Source organism: Streptomyces sp. NPDC051173, assembly GCF_040689515.1.
Taxonomy (GTDB): Bacteria; Actinomycetota; Actinomycetes; order Streptomycetales; family Streptomycetaceae; genus Streptomyces.
Genome location: NZ_JBFBBD010000051.1, coordinates 1 through 17,607, shown reverse-complemented (window position 1 = coordinate 17,607; position 17,607 = coordinate 1). Strand labels below are relative to the sequence as shown.

The window sequence follows — 17,607 nt, the reverse complement described above, 5'->3', positions numbered from 1 at the left end:
ATGCAGACACATGCGTATTTCCTTCCTGCTCCACAACGCCTACACCGTCGGCGGCACGATCAGATCGACGTTCAACCTCGCCGCCGCATTGGCCACCCATCACGAGGTGGAGATCATCTCGGTCCTCCGCTACCGCCAGACGCCGGCCATGGGCGCACCACCGCAGGTGCGGCTGACACCTCTGGTGGACCTGCGCCGCAACTCCGCGCACTACGACGGCGACGATCCCCGCCACGCACAGCCCGCCCGTGTCTTTCCCCGCGCGGACGGCCGTCACCGGCAGTACAGCCGCCTCACGGACGAACGCATCGGCCTCGCTCTCTCCCGACCGGGAGCAGACGTGATCGTCGGCACCAGACCGGGACTGAACGTGCACATCGCCCGGCAGGCCCACTCCGCCGCCATCAGAGTGGGCCAGGAACACCTCACCCTCTCCGGCCACGGATGGCGCATGCGCCACGAGATACGCCACCGCTACCCCCTGCTGGACGCGCTCACCACCGTGACCGAAGCCGACGCCCGCGCCTACCAGCAGCTCGGCCTGCCCGGCGTCCGGCTGCAGGCGATCGCGAACAGCGTCCCCGCCCCCGCCGCAAGACCGGCCGAGCACACCAGCAAGACCGTCATAGCCGCCGGACGGCTCATCCCGGTCAAACGCTACGACCTCCTCATCAAGGCCTTCGCCGGTGTCGTCGCCTCCCACCCGGACTGGCAACTGCAAATCTTCGGCAGAGGCGACACCACCGGCAACGAGAGGAACACCCTGACCGCTCTCATCGACAGCCTTGGCCTCAGTAGCCACGTCTTCCTCAACGACCACACCGGCGCACTGGAGACCGAGATGGCCAAGGCGTCCATCGCCGTCTCCGCCTCCGACCGGGAGTCCTTCGGCATGACCATCGCCGAAGCCATGCGCTGCGGCCTTCCCGTCGTCGCGACCGACTGCCCCCACGGGCCACGCGAGATCATCACCGACGGCGTCGACGGGCGCCTGGTCCGCCCCGGCGATACTCAAGGCCTCACCGCCGCGCTGTGTGACCTCATCCGCGACGACACCCTGCGCCGGCGCATGGGAGAAGCAGCCCGGCACAACTCCACCCGCTATGCCCCGGACCACATCACCGGGCAACACCTCAACCTCTACCAGGAGTTGCTCAAGCGCGGCCCCGGCCGGCGCTCACTCAGCCCACTGCAGGAAGCCGCCCACCGGGCACGCACCGCCACCATCGACACCGCGCACAGCCTGCGATCCACCGCACGCCGCACGTGGAATAGGTAACGCGCGGGGGCTGCCGGTCCGTACGAAACCGACCATCGATGCTCTGACCGCCGCATCCCGGCCCAGGCCGCGTGATCCATGGGATATCCAGGGTCGCTTACTTCCCTCGGGCATACAGAGCAAGCGAGGTGATCTCCTACTTGCCTTACAAGTACCTGGGGTATCAGGCACGTTGGCCACCCTCACCACTCTGCACCACCCGACAGCCCCCGGACGAACCCGGCGACGAGCGCCGCCACCGCTTCCGGGGCTTCCAGAGTCATGGGGTGGCCGGCGTCGATCCGGGCGAACGTGATCGTCGGCCGGTTGTGGGAGAGCTCGGCCAGTTCTGCAGAGAGCCCCTGGGCGAACCGGGCGGTGAGGTCGGCGAACCATTGCGTCGTGGGCCCCGGTGGTTGTGGCCGACCGGCCTGTACCAGCAGGAGTGGGCACCTCACCCCTTCCAGCCAGGCCGTGACACCGAGCGCGCCGAGTCTGTCGAGCTCGTCGTACATCTCCAGCGCCGCCGTCCGCTCCGGCAGCGTCTGCCACCGGCCGCCGGGCAGCGGTCGTACGGCCGCGAGGGCTGCCGACCGTGCACGGTCGGAGGGAATCCCGTACCGCGCGGCGTGGACAACCTGCCCCTCGACGTACCCGGGTGGCACGACGGCTCCGGCGGAACGCCGGAGCGACTCCCCCACCCGCTCGGCACCGGGGTACTCGCCGGGCCGTCCCCACCGGAAGCCGTCCAGATTCACGGCGGCCCTGACACCGCCCTCGTGCACCCGCGCGTACTCGACCGCGACCATCCCGCCGAGGGAATGACCCACCACCACAGTCTCCGCCACGCCATGCGCGTGCAGCGTGTCCGCGAGGTGTCGCACCACGCCGGGGACCGTCCACGGGGAGACGGTGGGGGAACGGCCGTGCCCGGGAAGGTCGACGGCCAGGACACGATGCCCCGCGGTGAGCAGCGCGGCCGAGGCGTCCCAGTCGGCGAGCGACCGCCCGGCACCGTGCAGCAGGACGAGCGGCGGGCCGTCGCCCCCATGGTCACGAGCGTGCGGCAACGTCGTACTCTCCCTCCCTCCGGCCTTCGCGTCGACCGCTTCCCGCGGTCAGCTGCCAAAGGCCCGTCATCCGGTAGTAGACGCCGTTCACCAGCTGTAGCAGCACCATGGTGACCGGCCAGAGCAGACCGCCCAGTCCGGGCACGGTATTGACCGGCAGCGTGTACGACATCACGACCCGCGCCGCGGCGTCGATGAGCAGGGCGGCGCCCCAAATGACCGTGGAGACCCGCCAGATGCGCCGGAAGACCGGTTCGTTGTGCCACAGCGTCTCCCACGGCGTCCCGTCGGAGCGGAACCGCCCCTCCAGCAGCGGCCGAGCCCCCAGATACGCCAGGGGCCGCCGCGCCCACACCGATGCCAGGAAACACAGGCCGGCCACGGCCGTCACCCAGCCGTCCCTGGCCAGCATGAACCGCGCATCCCCGCTGATCAGCGAGCCCACCGCCCCCAGCAGCATCACGCCCGCCACGAAGGCAGCCATCCCCTCCAGGCGGCGGTCCCGTATCCAGCACACCCCTGTGGTCACCAGGGGCAGCACCGAGCTGGCCAGCAGCGCTGCGAACATACTCGCGCCCAGTGCGCGCAGCCCGTAGAACAGGGCGATGGGCGCGGCCATGTCCCACAGCAGTTGGATCAGCAGACGCCGGTTCCCGGGGCGCCCGGCGTCGGCGGTCACTGTTCCCGCCGGGTGGCGAGGTCGGCCAGGACGGTCAGTTCGTGAACACACTGCGTCAGGGTCAGGCGCGGCGGTCGCGCCATGCGGACGATCGCCGCGTCGATCGCGGACTTCAGGGTGAGGGCCATCAGCCCGGTGTCGAACTGGCGGAACTCCCCGCTCTCCTGACCCGCGCGCAAGATCGGTTCCAGGGCTTCGACGTTCGCCCGTGCCGAGGTCTCCAGGCCGTAGCGCAACGAGCCCTCCGCGTCCCTGGCGTTCATGCAGATCTCGTACATCGCCCGCACCGAGGAGGGGTTGCGAGCGACCCACTCCACCTGCGCCTCGATCCGGGTCCTCAGTGCCCCGGCCGCTGTTGTCTCGCCCGCGACGCGTTGCGAGATCGTACGGTGAGCGCGCAGCCCGACCTCTTCCAGGACGGCGTCCATCAACTCCCCCTTGGTGCCGAAGTGGTAGGAGATCAACCGGGTGCTGGAGATCCCCGCCCGCTGCCCGATCCGCACGAATGTCGCCTGCCCGTACCCGCTCTCGGCCAGCGTCTCGATGGCGGCTTCCACGATCTGCGCCCGCCGCGCGCTCGCGGCAAGCGACCGCTCGGGGACACGGGCTGAAGTGGTGCCCGGCTCGTTCGTTCCGTCTATTACTTTCATGAGTAATAAATTCCTCAGCCGAGTAACACTCAAACCTGACAGAGGCGAAGTCCCGTAGTGCGCGGCCGTGTTGTGCCGTACGGGCAGCGGTCCGCCCGCCGGCGCCACCCGCCGTGGCCGTCGCTGCCGGGCCGGCCTCGGGGCGGACATTCCGGTGGCAGCCGAGCCGGACTCACCCGCCACCGGTTGATGAACACACCGTGTGCGCGATCACAGGGCCGGTTTGCCCGGCCGGACGGGCGTGCGGGCCGGAGGTCCGGCGTGCTCGTCGGTCGGGGGGATGTCGACGTCGATGCGTCCCATCACGCGGCGGGCCGCCTCGGCGAGTTCGGGCGGGCTCTCGACAGTGAACCGGCAGCTGAAGGTGACCAGGAAGCCGATGAGCGCCGACCACGACCAGGCCCCCATCCGTATCCGGGTGATCCGCTCGTCGACCGCTTCGAAACTCGCCGCGCCCGGGGCCCACTTCGCCACCAGCGCCGCGGGGCACTCCATCAGGACGGTGCCCCAGCAGGGCCAGGTGTCCGGGGTGTCGCCGCGGTCGGGCTGGCTCTGGACGAAGCGGGTGATGTCCCTCTCGGGGACGTCCCGCTGGCTGAAGCGCCACCCGGTGGGGGCCATCTGCCCGATGCGGTCGAGCCGGTAGGCGTGCCAGGAGTTCCCGCGCTGGTCGTAGGCCACCATGTACCAGCGTCCGGACCAGACGACGAGCCGGTGGGGTTCGGCGAGGACCTCGCTGTCGTCCATCTCGTCGAGCTCGATGGACCGGTAGGAGAACCTCACGAGCTCCCGTTGCTGCGCGGCGGCGCTCAGTTGCGCCACCAGCCCGGGATCGACCTGGGGCGGGGCCAGCTCCCAGGCGTTCTCGATCTGTTCGATGGAGAAGGTCGCGAGGCGGCGGGCCAGGTGGGGCGGCAGGAGTTCCCTGATGGAGTTCAGCGCGCGCTTCGTGGCGTCGCCCATGCCGGCCACGGAGGCAGGCGCCGTCTGGAGGGACAGCGCGATGGCGATGGCCTGCTCGTCATCGACGATCAGCGGAGGCAAACGCGCCCCGCGGGACAGCCGGTAGTAACCGGAGGGGCCTTTCGTAGCCGTGACGGGATACCCCAGTTCGCGGAGCCGGTTGATGTCGCGGCGGACGGTTCGCGGGGACACGCCCAGCCGCTCGGCCAGCCCGTCGCCGGTCCACTCCTTCTGTGCCTGAAGCAGGCTGAGGAGTTCCAGTGTGCGGTTGGCGATCACGAATTGCCCTCCGGATCGAGGTCAGTAGAGGTCAACACGCGTCCTCTTCTCCTGCGATGGTGCCTCTGCTTCAGGGGCGGCACACGTCCCCTCCTGCTCCAGTATTTCGCCCTCGGCGTTCCACCGGGTGCGTTGCATCGAGAAGAACGGAAGAACGCAGTGTCTCAAAATCCAACTCGGTCCTCATCGGCCAATCGGGACGCTTGGCTGGGTTTGGTCGCGATTTCCCTCGGTGTGTCGCTGGTGGTCGTGGACTTCACCATCGTCAACGTGGTGATGCCGCCGATCATCGACGACCTGAAGATCTCGGCGTTCGGCGCCCAGTGGGTCCAGGAGTCCTACGCGATCATCCTGGCCGCTCTGCTGCTGCTGATGGGGCGCCTTTCGGACATCGTGGGAGCACGCCGCCTGTTCGTCGTCGGCACCGTGGTCTTCGGGCTGGCGAGCATCGCCGCGGCGGTGTCGCCCACCGGGGAATTCCTGATCATCAGCCGGTTCGTGCAGGGCATCGGCGGTGCGATCGTCATGCCGACGTCGCTGGCCCTGCTCAACATGACCTTCCGGGGTCCCGACCGCGGCAAGGCCTTCGCCATCTGGGGGTCCACGATCGGTGCGGCCGCGGCTGTCGGACCGTTGCTGGGCGGCTGGCTCGCCGAGTACTCCTGGCGGTGGGCCTTCGGCATCAACATCTTCGTCGTGGTACTGATCCTTGCGGGCGTCATGAGGTTCCTTCAGCAGTCCCCCCGGCAGTCGGGCAGGATCGACGCCGTCGGCGGTGTGCTGTCGGTGCTGGGTCTCGGACTTCTCGCCTTCGGCCTGATCGAGGGACGCAACTACGGGTGGTGGGAGGCACACAAGAGCTTCGGTCCCTTCGGGGACGGGGTGAACCTGTCGGTCGTCCCGGTCGCCCTGGCCATCTCCGTGGTGAGCCTCGCGCTCTTCCTCCAACTGCAGGTCCGGCTGACGCGGAAGAACGGCACGGCGCCGCTGATGGACACCTCACTGTTCGGCATCAAGTCCTTCAGTACGGGTAACATCGCGACGCTGATCATCGCGCTGGCCGAGTTCGGCATCCTCGCCGTGCTGCCCCTGTGGCTTCAGTACACCCTGGGATATTCCGTGGTCCAGACCGGCCTGATGGTCTTGGTCGTCGCGGTCGGCAGCTTCTTCGCGAGCGGTGCGAGCTTCGGCATGGCCGAGAAGACCGGTCCCATCGGCCTGGTCCGCATCGGCCTGGTGCTCGAAGCCGCTGGTCTGCTGATGTTCGGCCTGCTGGCGAGCAGCGACTCCCAGTGGTGGGTCATCGGAGTCGCCCTGTTCCTGTACGGCATGGGGGTCGGCTTCGCCACCGCGCAGGTCACCAACGTTGTCCTGGCGGACGTACCGCCGCGGCAGGCCGGCCAGGGTTCGGGAATCCAGAGCGCCGCGCGTCAGCTCGGCTCCGCGCTCGGCATCGCGATCCTGACGTCGACGTTCTTCACGGCGCTGGAGTCCGACCTGTCCGACCGGCTTGCCCAGCAGGGAACGCCCGGAGCGAAAGAGCTGTCCTCGGCGGTCTCCGACAGCGCGGGCGCGATGATCTCCGGGCTGAGCCAGAACCCCGGGACGGCATCGGCCGCCGACGCCGCCCGCGATGCCATGTCCTACGGGGTCCAGATCAACGGCTACACCTGCGCCGCACTGCTGGTGCTCGGAATGCTGGCGACTTTCCTCGTCCCCCAGCGCAAGCCGGACGCCCAGCAGTGGGGCGGCGAAAACGCTCCCGGCGGGGCGCCGGACACCGGCGCCAACGACCAGCAGGCTCCCGCCTCCTACTGATCCGAAACGGTTCGGGTCCTGGGTCGCTGCAAGGGTGTGAGCGATCTGGTGGGGGACGCGCGGCAGCTGTCGCCGTCGGCGCAGGAGGCTCTGCGTTTGCGGGCGGTGGCGGCGTTGGTGGCGGGGAGGGACCGTGAGAATGTGGCGGCGGTGTTCGGAGTGTCGCTGAAGGCTGTCGACCAATGGTGGGCGAAGTGGCAGGCCGGTGGGCGGGAGGCGCTGGTGACGCGGTCGCGCGGTAGGCCTGCCGGGGTGCGTCAGGTGCTCGGGGAGGCCGAGCAGGCTGCCGTGCGGCAGACGGCCCCCGATCACCGGCCCTGTGACATGGGGCTTTCCGGTCAGTTGTGGACGCGGCGGCTGGTGGGCGAGCTGATCACGAACCTGTACCGGGTGAGGCTGACCGAACCGGGGGTGGGCAAGCACTTGAGGCGGTGGGGGCTGTCCTTCCAGCGTCCGGACAAGCGGGCTGTGGAACAGGACCCGGAGGCCGTCCGGCGCTGACACCAGGAGACCTGGCCGAAGATCCGGGTGAAGGCGAGGAAGGACGGCGGCGAGATCTCTTCGCCAGCCAGGTCGGCATCCGCTCCGGTTCCAGCGCGAGGGCGTATTTGACGCCGAGGCGGCACCGCACCGCCTCCTCCGCCTGCCGATCCGACATGCTCAGCAGGAACTGCAGGACACAAATAGTGGCGAGATGGGCGGGCGATAACCCGGGGCGTCCGTCGCACGGGTGCCAAGCTTCGAAGTCCTCATCCCGCCGCAGTCAGTCCAACCGGTCGCGTACCCACATCGCCGTGGTCCCGCGGGGATTGCACACTCGGGCGCCCTGCGCGGTCAGGACGGGAATCTGCATACCAGAGCGAGGACGCACGCCAGGCACCTCAATAACATTCGTTCACCTTCGAAACCGAGCCGAACATGCCGGTTGATCACGCCCATTCGCTGAGGATTCTCAAGATCTCCGACAGAGTCACTCACTGGACAAGCCATTGCACCTTGGTCCCCCGCGCCCACCACCGTACGCGGCGCCCGGCATCGCCCGCTCAACGGCCCGCCCCGGCCCCGCCACATGATCTCCGGCTAGAGCACAGGTCCGGTTGTCCGGTTGTCCGTCCCCTCCGGTCAGGGCTTCCGGACAACTCCCGGCCACTCCAGCCTGTTCAACGCACGTCAACGCACACGGAATCACCCACCGAGCAGAGAGAACACACGCGAACAAGCGAACAGCCGCTGCGGTGCCGCCGGCTGATCGGCAGCACCAGTGGCAGGGACGGGAGCCGAGCATTATGACGGTGCAGCACACCACCGAACGCGATGGCAGGACACCCCCAGCACGGTCCCCCGCAGCCGGCTCCCGACTGCCCTCCCTGACCGGGCTGCGCTTCGTCGCCGCCGCCCTGGTCTTCCTGCGCCACGCCATCTACACCGACGTCTTCGCCGATCCCGGCGTGGTCAGCGTCCTGCACGGTCTGTCCGTCAACACCGGCCAGATGGGCGTGTCGTTCTTCTTCGTCCTCAGTGGCTTCGTCCTGACCATGGCCGCGCGGCCACACGACACCACCCGCCGCTTCCTGCGTCGTCGCCTGGTGAAGATCTACCCCAACCACTTCGTCGCCTTCCTCCTGGCCGCGATCCTCATCGTGCCGGCGTTCCGCTGGGAGGACGTGGTCCCCAACCTGCTGCTGGTGCAGACATGGTGGCCGCGGTACAAGACCCTCTTCAGCGGCAATCCGCCAAGCTGGTCACTGGCCTGCGAGGCCTTCTTCTACCTGGGCTTCCCACTCCTGCTGCGCACCATCAGGAAGATCCGTCCCGTACGGCTGTGGCCGTCGGCGGCCGGAACCATGGCCGCCATCGTCGCCGTCACCCTGACCGTCGCCCTCGCCGTACCCGGCACACCTGCAATGCCCGACGGCCAGCCCGCAGGACTCACCCAGTTCTGGCTCATCTACGCCTTTCCGCCGGTCCGCGCCCTCGACTTCCTCCTCGGCATGCTGCTCGCCCGGATCGTCCTGAGCGGCCGCTGGATCCGGCTCTCCCCTCTCCCCGCCGCCTCGCTGGTACTCGTCGCCTACCTCGCGGGTACGCAACTGCCGTACCTCTACGGCCTCAACGCCCTGACCATCGTCCCGCTGGCCCTGCTCATCCCCGCGGCCGCCACCGCCGACCTCAACGGCCGCACCGGCCTGATGGGCAGCCGCCCCGCCGTCTGGCTCGGCGAGATCTCCTACGCTTTCTATCTGGTGCACGGCGTGCTGCTGATCTGGGGCCGACGGCAACTCGGCGCCGACAAGGTCTACAGCGTGCCCGCCGGCATCGGACTGCTGCTGCTCGGCCTCGGCGCCAGCATCCTCGCCGCAGTCCTGCTGCACACCCTCGTCGAGCGCCCCATGATGCACCGCTTCAGCTCACCACGCCGCCACAGCACACCCTGGTAGCTCTGCTTCAGGTCCCGCCAAGAGATCCCGTGGCACCAGGGAACGAACTGACACACAGCTCACAGAATCAGTCCGATCCTGTGTGGCCACCTCTCGGGAGCAGCGGAACCGGGGGTGGTGGGCGGCCACGCGAGCACTCGCAGTACCTGACCGGCGAACAGAGTAGATGCCGGCCCCGATGACGATGACCTTGTCCCATAGCGCCTGGGCCACCAGGCCGTCCCCGTCCCCGTGCCAGTCCCGGCCCGGGACACAGGCCGATACGCCGGGACCGGATCGATGGCCGCCGCTGGAGTGACCATCGCCTCGACTGGGATGGTCTCTGCCATTCGTAGCCCGGAAACGTCCTTGCCGCGTTCTGCCTCTGCCATCATCAACCATCAACGCGCGCGTTGGCTCGGAGTGGCGGTCGGCCCCGCAGACGTTACCTCGGGCGCTGACAAGGCGTCAGGCGAGTGCTGCTCGGGCACACACCCCCACAGATAGCAGCGGGTTGTCAGGCGCGCATGACACTTACGGGACGCCGCGAGGCGCTCCCACTTCGTTCCGGTCAGAAGGAAGTTGGCCTACGGGGTCGAGCCGACGGCACTGCGAGGCGGCGCGCAGTGCCGGCTCGGGCGCTCGCGAACGGTGAGCGCCCGGCGGGGCGTCAGGCGAGGGCTGTGGTGGCGGGCTGCTGCTCGGCTGTGGGCAGGCGTCGCGAGCGGCGGGCGAGGATGATCATGACTACGGGGAAGAGCAGGTCGCAGACCAGGACTCCGCCGGTGTTGCCCGGAGCGTGGTCGCCGTTGGCGAACCACTGGTAGACGTGGCCGATCGCCGCGCCCCAGAGGAACATGCCGGCGCCCAGGCCGATGGTGATGCGCTCGCGGGCCGTGGCCGAGGGAGAGGCGGCGCGGAAGCCCATGACGGCGAGCCCGAGGTTGGCGAAGGCGATCTCGAACTCGAACGGGGTCCGGTTGAAGCCGATCGCGGTGGCCATCACGTCCGGGACGGTGACGAACGCGATCGTCATCCACAGGCTCCCGCAGCCGAGTGCGGCGACGGCCCAACACCGCTGCCAGGTTTCCAGTGCCGCTTGACGGGAGGGGCCGTGCCGGGTGCGGATCAGCGCGCCTAAGACCGCCACCAGTACCCAGACCAGGGGGAAAGCGGACTGCGCGACGTATGAAATCTTGACCATACCCACAAGTCTTGCATGGTTAATATTAACCTCGCAAGACTCTGGTACGCTCGGATCATGGATGACGGACTGGCCGACTTGCTGCATCGTGTGGTGTTCCTGCTCGGGGAGGCCGCGCGGCAGCGCGACGACGGCCCCGCCGGCCTGAGTTACAGCCAGATGCGGCTGCTGGGAACACTGGAGGACATCCAGCCGGTGACCCAGCACCAGCTGGCACAGGCGCTGTCGGTATCCGATCCAGCGATCAGCCGGGCACTGCGCCCGCTGGAAGCGGCCGGGCTCGTACAGGTCCGCCCCGATCCCGACCACGGCCGGCGACGGCTGGTCGGCATCACCGACGCCGGCCGCAAGGCCTTCCACGACACCGGAAAACCGCTCTACGACGAGCTGCGCAACACCCTGCTCGAAGCCGGCTTCCCCTACGAGCGGTATCTGCGCGACACCGCCCTGCTGGCGCAGCTCCTTGAACCGTCCTGAACCCGCAATCGCCGTGGTCACGCAACGCGATCTCCACTGGCGGCTTCCCCTTCCGGCACAGGTGTTTACCCATGGTGTGGTCCCTGGCGGCCGCCGGAGCAACCCTTACACGCCTCACTACTGACTACCCGCCTGACCTACCTGCCCCGACTGTGACCGAGGGTGCCACGACATTCCCCAGCTCCACCGCGAACTGCGCGAGCAGGGATTCACAGGAGACGTCCCGTGCGTCCGCCCGTTCCAAGAACCCCGCCGCCCCAGGACGAGGCACACACCAGCGCCTCGTCCAGCACCCCTGCCGGCACCGAGACCCCGGCGCGTCGTCCGCTGAATCATGACGATCCCTGGCCACCTGCCGGCTACGGACGCAGCCGAGCTCAAGGAGACCAGGGCCGCCGGTCCGCACATCGACGCCGCCGCACGCCATGTCCGCCACTTCGCCGTCATCATGCGGGACCTCCTCGGCGACCAGCTGCCCGCCTGGACAGACCGCGTCCTCGAAGACGAGCTGCCTTCCCAGCACTTCCTGGTCAACGGCATGCGCCGCGACTTCGACGCCGTCACCTTGTCCACCCCCTGGAGCTCAGGCCAGGCCGAAGGCCACGTGACACGCATCAAGCTTCTCAAGCGGCAAGGCTACGCCGCGCCAACCTCGACCTGCTCCGCCGCCGCATACTCCTCGTGATCTGACCCCGGTCTACGATCGTCTCCCTCACCGCACGCTAGGTTTCTCCCATGCCGCTCACCCCTGAAGATGAGATACACAGCCGCGAAGAGCTGGTCGCCTTCGTCCGTGACCTGCACCAGAACTACCTCCGCCGAGGGCATGACTGGGAGAATCAAACCCTGGACCGCTTCTTCCAAGCCCTCGCTTCATGGATGGAAGACTCGGACGGCTGGTACCGGAACTTCGGCAAGGAGCTTCCGGCTGGCGGCGACTGGACCTTCATCGCACGAGCCCTGAGCGCGGCGACCGTCTACGAGTAGTTGAGCAGGCCCATCGCGCATTCGGCCTACTCACGGCGGCTTCGCGCCTCAGCCCCCTCCCAACACCGTCCGGATCACCTGCCGGGCGTTGTGCGCCATCGCCGGATTCGTCTTGCGGTAGTACGGCAGCGCGATCAGCGCCTGCGAGAGCGTCCGTCCCCGTCCGCGGATCCAGGTCGCGTCGTCCACGCCCAGCGCCTCGCGGAAGACTTCCCTCGCATCGGCCGGCAACAGATTCCACGCCGGGAACAGATCGCACGCCGGATCGCCCGCGCCCAGGCACCCGAAGTCGATGACCGAGGTCAGCCTGCCTCCGTCCACCAGCAGGTTGCCCGGCATGAGGTCGGCATGCAGCCACACCGGCGGGCCGTCCCAGCCCGGGGCCCGCAGTGTCTCCTCCCATACGGTGGCGGCAGCGTCGCAGTCGACGCCCTCTTGCGGGATCCTGCGCAGCCCCTCGATCGCTGCCCGGGTCTCCGCGTCGAGGGAGGCGACCGGTCCGCCGCGATGGGCCTGCGGCGCACCCGGCAAGGTGATGCTCCGCATCGCTGCCACAAATGCGGCCAGATCCCCGGCCAGCAGGAGAGGATCGCTCAACGCCCCCGCCTCGGGATTCTCCCCCGCCAGCCACCGGTACACCGACCACGGCCACGGATACCCTTCGGCGGGCTCCCCATCCCCGAGCACCTCGGGGATGGGGATGGGCAGGTGGGGCGCGAGCCGGGGCAGCCACGTCCGTTCCATCGCTACGTCGTTGGCCCCACCTTGCACCAGTGGCAGCCGTACGACCTTGTCATTGCCCAGCCGATACATGGCATTGACGGTACCGCCGGACAGAAATCGTTCCACCGCGAGCCCCGCCCACTGCGGGAACTGCCCGGCGATCAGCCGCCGTACAAGGTCATCGTCGATAGGGTGCGTGCCGGGATGCATCTGCCCTGTGCTCATGACATGTCATCCGACCGCCGGACGACGACGAGCGTCAAACGCTTTTCCCGGCAGCATCACTTTCGCAACACACCCTACGTAGTGATTGCAGGAGTCGCCTACCTGGCTGAGGCATTGGGAACAGCTGCGGGATCTTGCCGATGGCGCGATGGGTGTCCGGTACCCCCTCGACCTTCTCTCTGCACCAACGATGCGTCAGCTCAACTCGACGAATCGGTGCAGGCGAAAGCACGTGTGATCGTCGGGCTCGATGCTTGCCGAGTCCACCCGATAGCTGCCGACACCGAGATCGAGAGTGGCGCTGTCGACCAGGATTCCGACCTCGGTGCCGAAGTACGCGGCGTCGAACATGACGAGCTCGCCCGCGGTGCGCAGAACGGGGCCTTCCTCCCACTCGGCGGTGCCCAGCCTGGTCGTGATGATGTCGGCGGCGTCCTCTGTGCTCTCCGCGTAGCACCAGCGGGCGAGGACTTGATGCTCGGGAAGGTAGGCGGTGGCGAGCGGTTCGTCCGCCAGGATCAGCGCCTCGGCTCCGTCGGGCAGTTCGAGGACGTCGACGAGGTCCGTCACCTCGCAGGCCCGGTCGTAGTGGTCCCCTTCCGTTCCCGACCAGTACGGCAGCGCATCGCGCGGGACCACGACGAACGGGCTGCCCTCCGTCTCCAGCCACATCAAGGACATGCCGTCTCCAGTTCGAAAGTCTTTGCTGCGTCGCGACAGCGTATGCGCTGGCTCGGACAGAGCGATCTCGTGCCCGTGCTGGCCGGGGGTGCCCGGTGACGAGCATCGAGCAGGTCGCGACGTTCGGAACGATGTGGGTAGTTCTCACGGTCAGCCACAACCTTGCCGATCACATCTTCGGTCAGACGGACCACCAGGCCGCCGGCCGCATCCACCACCAGCCACGGCAGCGACGGCGCGGGGCCCGCAACCACGGCCCCCACCCGAGGCAGCCGTACCCGTCCGTCAATCAGATCTCGATGAAGTGAAGGAGTGTCATGCACATCCGCATGCTCTTGAACCACCGCCGCCCCGTCGAGCCGGGGCCCGAGTTAGGGACTGTGTGAGGTTGTGATCCGCCAGGTGTCTTGAGGAGGTCGTTGATCCAGATCATCGAGGCGCGGAGGTGGAGGCCGGCAAGGTAGCTCTCGGGTCTCTTGTCGTGCCGGGTCGCGATGCCTCGCCAGGCCTTCAGCTTGTTGATCAGGCGCTCGACGGTGTTGCGCTCTTTGTAGAGACCGGTGTCGTGGCTGACGGGCCGGCCGCCCCGGCTGTCCTTCTTCTTCCGGTTCGCGGCCTGGTCCTTCTTCTCCGGGATGACCGCCTTGATGCCGCGTTGCCGCAGGCAGAAGCGGTTACCGCGGGAGGAGTAGGCCCTGTCCACGGCGACGGCTCCGGGCCGGGTGCGGGGACGCCCGGCGGGCAGACGGACCCGGACCTTCCCCAGCACAGGGACAAACTGCGGGCTGTCGGCGGCCTGCCCTGCGGTCAGCACGAGCGACAGCGGTCGGCCTGCGATCCGCGGAGAGCTGGAATTCTACTGGTCAGCCCACCCCGGGACCTGCCGAGCCGGGCCTCGCTCAAGCGGAGTCTGCGGCGCCGCCGCACGCGTCGCCGTTCTTCCTGTTCGGCGCTGTTCCCGCCGTCCTGACCGTTCTGTCCCTGCGGGCCGCCCCCTTTTGCCGGGCCCGCTCCTGATCGGCGGCGGCTCCCTCCAGGGCGTCCAGGATCTCCTTGCCAATACGCATCCCGGCTGCATCGTGGTGAGCGTGGACGGCCGTGGAGTCCACGCTGACCAGGGACAGGTCCGTCTCACCCCGGCGGGCGGCCTCGGAGATCAGGCCCTCCAGCAGTGCGGTGAAGACGCCCGCATCCCTCCACACCCGGAAACGGCCCGGGCCGCCGAGCGCTTCCAGGTCTCACCGACCACGGCCCAGCGGTGGGCCGGCCGCTACCGCGAGCTGGGCGAGGCAGGCATGACCGACCGGTCCTCGCGCCCCCACACCAGCCCGTCCCAAACCCCGACCCGCACCGAGCGGCGCATCATCAAGGTCCGCGTCCTGCGCCGCTGGGGACCGGCCCGCATCGCCTACCTCCTGGGCCTGAACCCCGCGACCGTCCACCGCGTCCTGACCCGCTACCGCCTCGCCCGCCTGACCCACCTGGACCGCGCCACCGGCCGCGTCATCCGCCGCTACGAACGCGAGAAGCCCGGCGAGCTGGTGCACGTCGACATCAAGAAGCTCGGCAACATCCCCGACGGCGGCGGACACAAGACCCTCGGACGTCAGGCAGGCCGCAAGACCCGCTCCGGCGCCGGCTACAGCTACCTCCACAACGCCGTCGACGACCACTCCCGCCTCGCCTACAGCGAGATCCTCACCGACGAGAAGAAGGAGACCGCCGTCGCCTTCTGGAACCGAGCCCACGCCTTCTTCGCCCAGGCCGGGATCACCGTCGAACGCGTCCTGACCGACAACGGCGCCTGCTACAAGAGCCACATGTGGCGCAACTGCCTTACGGAGCAGGGGATTTCACACAAGCGCACCCGGCCCTACCGGCCCCAGACCAACGGGAAGGTGGAACGCTTCAACCGCACCCTCCTGGACGAATGGGCCTACGCCAGGCCCTACCAGAGCGAGACCGAGCGACGCGCCGCATACCCAGCCTGGCTGCACACCTACAATCACCACCGCGGACACACCGCGCTCAAGGGCCAGTCACCCTCCAGCCGCGTCCCCAACCTCACGGGTCAATACACCTAGTAGATCGTCGCTGCTAATGCTTGGGATAGAGGTGACGCAGTTTGATGCGTGCATCGTGGGTGGTGAATTGCCAGTTCACCTGGCGTTGGTCGGTGTTGGTGGCGTTCTGCCAGGACGTGAGTTCGGCGTTGAGTGTGTCGAGGTCGCCGATGCGGCGGTCGAGGCATTGCCGGGTGAGTGCGGAGAGTTCGATCTCCGCGATGTTGAGCCATGAGCCGTGTTTGGGCGTGTGGTGGATCTCGAGGCGTTGGGCCAGGGCGAAGGCTTCTTGCGGTTCGAATGCCTCATACAAGGAGGCGATGTTGTGGGTGTTGAGGTTGTCCATCACCAGCACCACGGTCTCGGCGTCGGGGTAGTCCACCTTCAGTAGCCGCTTGACCTGGCCGGCCCAGTCGGTCCGGGTCCGTCGGGTCAGGGCCTGGGTGCGGCGCCATCCGCGTAGGGGTTCGGTCCATACGAAGATGGAGCAGGTGCCGCAGCGGATGTATTCGCTGTCCTGGCGGGCGTCGTTGCCGGGGCGGGCGGGGAGTGGGGTGCGGGCGTGGTCGAGGAGCTGGTAGGGCTTCTCGTCCATGCACACCACCGGGCGTGCCGGGTCATAGGGGCGGGCGTAGACGGCCAGGACGTCTTCCATCCGGGCTGTGAACTGTGCGTCCGCCCGGGGTGGGATGGTCCAGCATTTCTTCAGGTGAGGGCGCAGTTCCGTTTTTTTAGGATCCGTCCGATGGTGGAGTGGTCCAGATCGGGGATGTCCTCGACCAGCGCGACATGCTTCTCCAGCAGCCGAAGCGACCACCGTGTATAGCCGGAGGGCGGCTGGGAGCAGGCCATCGCGATCAGCCGGGCCTCGACCTCCCCGGTCACCGGTGAGGGAACCGGCGGCAGGTCACGCTTCTTCCGGCTGATCGTGGCGTGAAAATCGCCACCGGTCTCGGCGAAACGCCTGGCGACCAGCCGCAACGTCTCACCGGAAACACCGAGCCGCGCCGCGATCACCTCTCCCGGGTCCACCTCACCCACCGAGGTGTCCAGCGCGAGCAGCACCCGCGCACGCATGATCATCGACGCTGGATGAACGCCCGTCCTGGTCAGCCGGACCAACTCCTCACGATCCCGCGTAGTCAACCTGACCGGCCGCTTCTTCTGCGAACCCATCACGACCATCCTGCCTGGCAAGGGGGTTGGAACCTGACACCCACCAGCCTCCCAGACATCACACAGCTAAGCAGCGACGATCTACTAGTGCAGTCAACTGACCAGTGCAACCATCGACGTCGCATACTCGGTGCGGAGCAGCAGGATCGCTGATAGTCCGACGACTTGTACCACTACAGCGCGCTGGCCGGATCGGGGAACTCCAGCATGACAATGTCGCCGTACCAGGTCCCATCCCCCGACGAACTGTCCGCCGTACACGAGGAATTGACCGCCGTACGGTGCCGTCGTGGCCTCGACCCGCTCGGTGTACTTCGCGATTTCCGGGCCGATCTCGACATTCTTCAGATAGCCGATCGCGTACCCACGCGGCGCCGTCATGCCGGCACCTTGTCCAGGAAACCGCGCACGTCCTTGATCAGGCCCTACTCGTCCAGCACCAGGACGTCGAATCCGATCACCAGCGGCTCGGCTCCTTCCGGACCCAGGCCCCAGCGGAATCGCATCTGACGATGGTGGGCGTCGGCCTCACCGACCTGGCTGAACACAAACCCCGGAAACTGCGCCTGGACGCCGTCGACAACCGCCGCGATCCCCTCGTGGCCGGAAACCTCGGCCATCGGGTCGGTGTAGGTCGCCTCGGGCGACCAATGCTCGGAGAGCAACGTCGCCCGCTCGTCACCGGTCGTGTTCCAGGTGGCCAGGTATTGCTGGACGATGTCCTTCATATCCTTCATGTCCTTCTCCCGTTCGTCTTGATCGGCTGATGTCCGGAATCCTGGCCCGGGCCGGTCCTCCGGTCCATGACCTCACAGGTCATGGCACCCCGAACACGGCCCCTTAGTGGTCTGCGTCGTAAATCCTTCGGGGGTTGATCATGCGGCTGGGGCGGCGGAGGATTCTTCTGGGTGATCGGCGGTGTGCCGGTCGAGTCTGG

18 protein-coding genes and 3 pseudogenes are annotated in these 17,607 nt (G+C 68.0%); 9 read left to right on the top strand and 12 right to left on the bottom strand.

Annotated elements, in window-relative coordinates:
• Positions 1-10 precede the first annotated feature (10 nt).
• Entirely contained in the window at positions 11-1,279 is a 1,269-nt protein-coding gene (locus AB0435_RS23785; protein ID WP_366427913.1) for a glycosyltransferase family 4 protein, read from the top strand.
• Positions 1,280-1,461: 182 nt separating this feature from the next.
• Here the strand turns inward: AB0435_RS23785 and AB0435_RS23780 are convergent, their stop codons facing one another.
• The 4 genes from AB0435_RS23780 to AB0435_RS23765 all read right to left on the bottom strand — a co-directional run bounded on the left by AB0435_RS23780 (position 1,462) and on the right by AB0435_RS23765 (position 4,899).
• Positions 1,462-2,328 carry an alpha/beta hydrolase gene (locus AB0435_RS23780; protein ID WP_366427912.1) on the bottom strand — a complete coding sequence of 289 codons (867 nt, stop codon included), beginning with the start codon at positions 2,326-2,328 and terminating at the stop codon, positions 1,462-1,464.
• On the bottom strand, positions 2,312-3,007 hold the full coding sequence (locus AB0435_RS23775) for a VC0807 family protein (RefSeq protein WP_366427911.1): 696 nt from the start codon (positions 3,005-3,007) through the stop codon (positions 2,312-2,314). Before AB0435_RS23775 ends, AB0435_RS23780 begins: the two co-directional genes overlap by 17 nt.
• Positions 3,004-3,657, bottom strand: coding sequence for a TetR family transcriptional regulator (locus AB0435_RS23770; RefSeq protein WP_366427910.1), 654 nt, complete (start codon positions 3,655-3,657; stop codon positions 3,004-3,006). The genes AB0435_RS23775 and AB0435_RS23770 overlap by 4 nt, the downstream gene beginning before the upstream one ends.
• Positions 3,658-3,867: 210 nt before the next feature.
• Complete coding sequence (locus tag AB0435_RS23765; RefSeq protein ID WP_366427909.1) at positions 3,868-4,899, bottom strand: WYL domain-containing protein; 1,032 nt, start codon at positions 4,897-4,899, stop codon at positions 3,868-3,870.
• A 207-nt stretch (positions 4,900-5,106) separates the two neighbouring features.
• Here AB0435_RS23765 and AB0435_RS23760 point away from each other — a divergent pair, with 207 nt between their 5' ends.
• From AB0435_RS23760 to AB0435_RS23750, 3 genes and pseudogenes are all read left to right on the top strand, one after another.
• Positions 5,107-6,717 carry an MFS transporter gene (locus AB0435_RS23760; RefSeq protein ID WP_366427925.1) on the top strand — a complete coding sequence of 537 codons (1,611 nt, stop codon included), beginning with the start codon at positions 5,107-5,109 and terminating at the stop codon, positions 6,715-6,717.
• Positions 6,718-6,813: 96 nt separating this feature from the next.
• Positions 6,814-7,304 (top strand): annotated as a pseudogene (locus tag AB0435_RS23755) (winged helix-turn-helix domain-containing protein); the annotation flags it as partial.
• A 699-nt stretch (positions 7,305-8,003) separates the two neighbouring features.
• Positions 8,004-9,155 carry an acyltransferase gene (locus tag AB0435_RS23750; RefSeq protein WP_366427908.1) on the top strand — a complete coding sequence of 384 codons (1,152 nt, stop codon included), beginning with the start codon at positions 8,004-8,006 and terminating at the stop codon, positions 9,153-9,155.
• Between the two features lie 649 nt (positions 9,156-9,804).
• Here AB0435_RS23750 and AB0435_RS23745 read toward each other — a convergent pair.
• Positions 9,805-10,338, bottom strand: coding sequence for a DUF6790 family protein (locus AB0435_RS23745; protein ID WP_366427907.1), 534 nt, complete (start codon positions 10,336-10,338; stop codon positions 9,805-9,807).
• 57 nt (positions 10,339-10,395) lie between these two features.
• Here AB0435_RS23745 and AB0435_RS23740 point away from each other — a divergent pair, with 57 nt between their 5' ends.
• From AB0435_RS23740 to AB0435_RS23730, 3 genes are all read left to right on the top strand, one after another.
• Complete coding sequence (locus AB0435_RS23740) at positions 10,396-10,815, top strand: MarR family transcriptional regulator (protein ID WP_366427906.1); 420 nt, start codon at positions 10,396-10,398, stop codon at positions 10,813-10,815.
• A 334-nt stretch (positions 10,816-11,149) separates the two neighbouring features.
• Positions 11,150-11,500, top strand: coding sequence for a hypothetical protein (locus AB0435_RS23735; RefSeq protein ID WP_366427926.1), 351 nt, complete (start codon positions 11,150-11,152; stop codon positions 11,498-11,500).
• A 50-nt stretch (positions 11,501-11,550) separates the two neighbouring features.
• Positions 11,551-11,802, top strand: coding sequence for a hypothetical protein (locus AB0435_RS23730; RefSeq protein ID WP_366427905.1), 252 nt, complete (start codon positions 11,551-11,553; stop codon positions 11,800-11,802).
• Positions 11,803-11,850: 48 nt separating this feature from the next.
• Here the strand turns inward: AB0435_RS23730 and AB0435_RS23725 are convergent, their stop codons facing one another.
• Both AB0435_RS23725 and AB0435_RS23720 read right to left on the bottom strand, forming a co-directional pair.
• Positions 11,851-12,750 carry an aminoglycoside phosphotransferase family protein gene (locus AB0435_RS23725; protein ID WP_366427904.1) on the bottom strand — a complete coding sequence of 300 codons (900 nt, stop codon included), beginning with the start codon at positions 12,748-12,750 and terminating at the stop codon, positions 11,851-11,853.
• A 195-nt stretch (positions 12,751-12,945) separates the two neighbouring features.
• Entirely contained in the window at positions 12,946-13,431 is a 486-nt protein-coding gene (locus AB0435_RS23720; RefSeq protein ID WP_366427903.1) for an Imm21 family immunity protein, read from the bottom strand.
• Between the two features lie 95 nt (positions 13,432-13,526).
• Here AB0435_RS23720 and AB0435_RS23715 point away from each other — a divergent pair, with 95 nt between their 5' ends.
• Positions 13,527-13,739 carry a hypothetical protein gene (locus AB0435_RS23715; protein WP_366427902.1) on the top strand — a complete coding sequence of 71 codons (213 nt, stop codon included), beginning with the start codon at positions 13,527-13,529 and terminating at the stop codon, positions 13,737-13,739.
• Positions 13,740-13,834: 95 nt separating this feature from the next.
• On the opposite strand, the pseudogene AB0435_RS23710 reads toward AB0435_RS23715, so the two are convergent.
• Positions 13,835-14,645: pseudogene (locus AB0435_RS23710) on the bottom strand (IS5 family transposase); the annotation flags it as partial.
• Here AB0435_RS23710 and AB0435_RS23705 point away from each other — a divergent pair.
• Positions 14,646-15,515 (top strand): annotated as a pseudogene (locus AB0435_RS23705) (IS481 family transposase); the annotation flags it as partial.
• A 13-nt stretch (positions 15,516-15,528) separates the two neighbouring features.
• Here the strand turns inward: AB0435_RS23705 and AB0435_RS23700 are convergent.
• From AB0435_RS23700 to AB0435_RS23685, 4 genes are all read right to left on the bottom strand, one after another.
• On the bottom strand, positions 15,529-16,311 hold the full coding sequence (locus tag AB0435_RS23700) for an IS630 family transposase (RefSeq protein WP_366427901.1): 783 nt from the start codon (positions 16,309-16,311) through the stop codon (positions 15,529-15,531).
• Positions 16,200-16,670 carry a helix-turn-helix domain-containing protein gene (locus AB0435_RS23695; RefSeq protein WP_366427900.1) on the bottom strand — a complete coding sequence of 157 codons (471 nt, stop codon included), beginning with the start codon at positions 16,668-16,670 and terminating at the stop codon, positions 16,200-16,202. The genes AB0435_RS23700 and AB0435_RS23695 overlap by 112 nt, the downstream gene beginning before the upstream one ends.
• A gap of 93 nt (positions 16,671-16,763) precedes the next feature.
• Positions 16,764-17,051, bottom strand: coding sequence for a DUF1330 domain-containing protein (locus AB0435_RS23690; protein ID WP_366427899.1), 288 nt, complete (start codon positions 17,049-17,051; stop codon positions 16,764-16,766).
• 44 nt (positions 17,052-17,095) lie between these two features.
• Entirely contained in the window at positions 17,096-17,398 is a 303-nt protein-coding gene (locus AB0435_RS23685; protein ID WP_366427898.1) for a nuclear transport factor 2 family protein, read from the bottom strand.
• Positions 17,399-17,607: the final 209 nt, after the last annotated feature.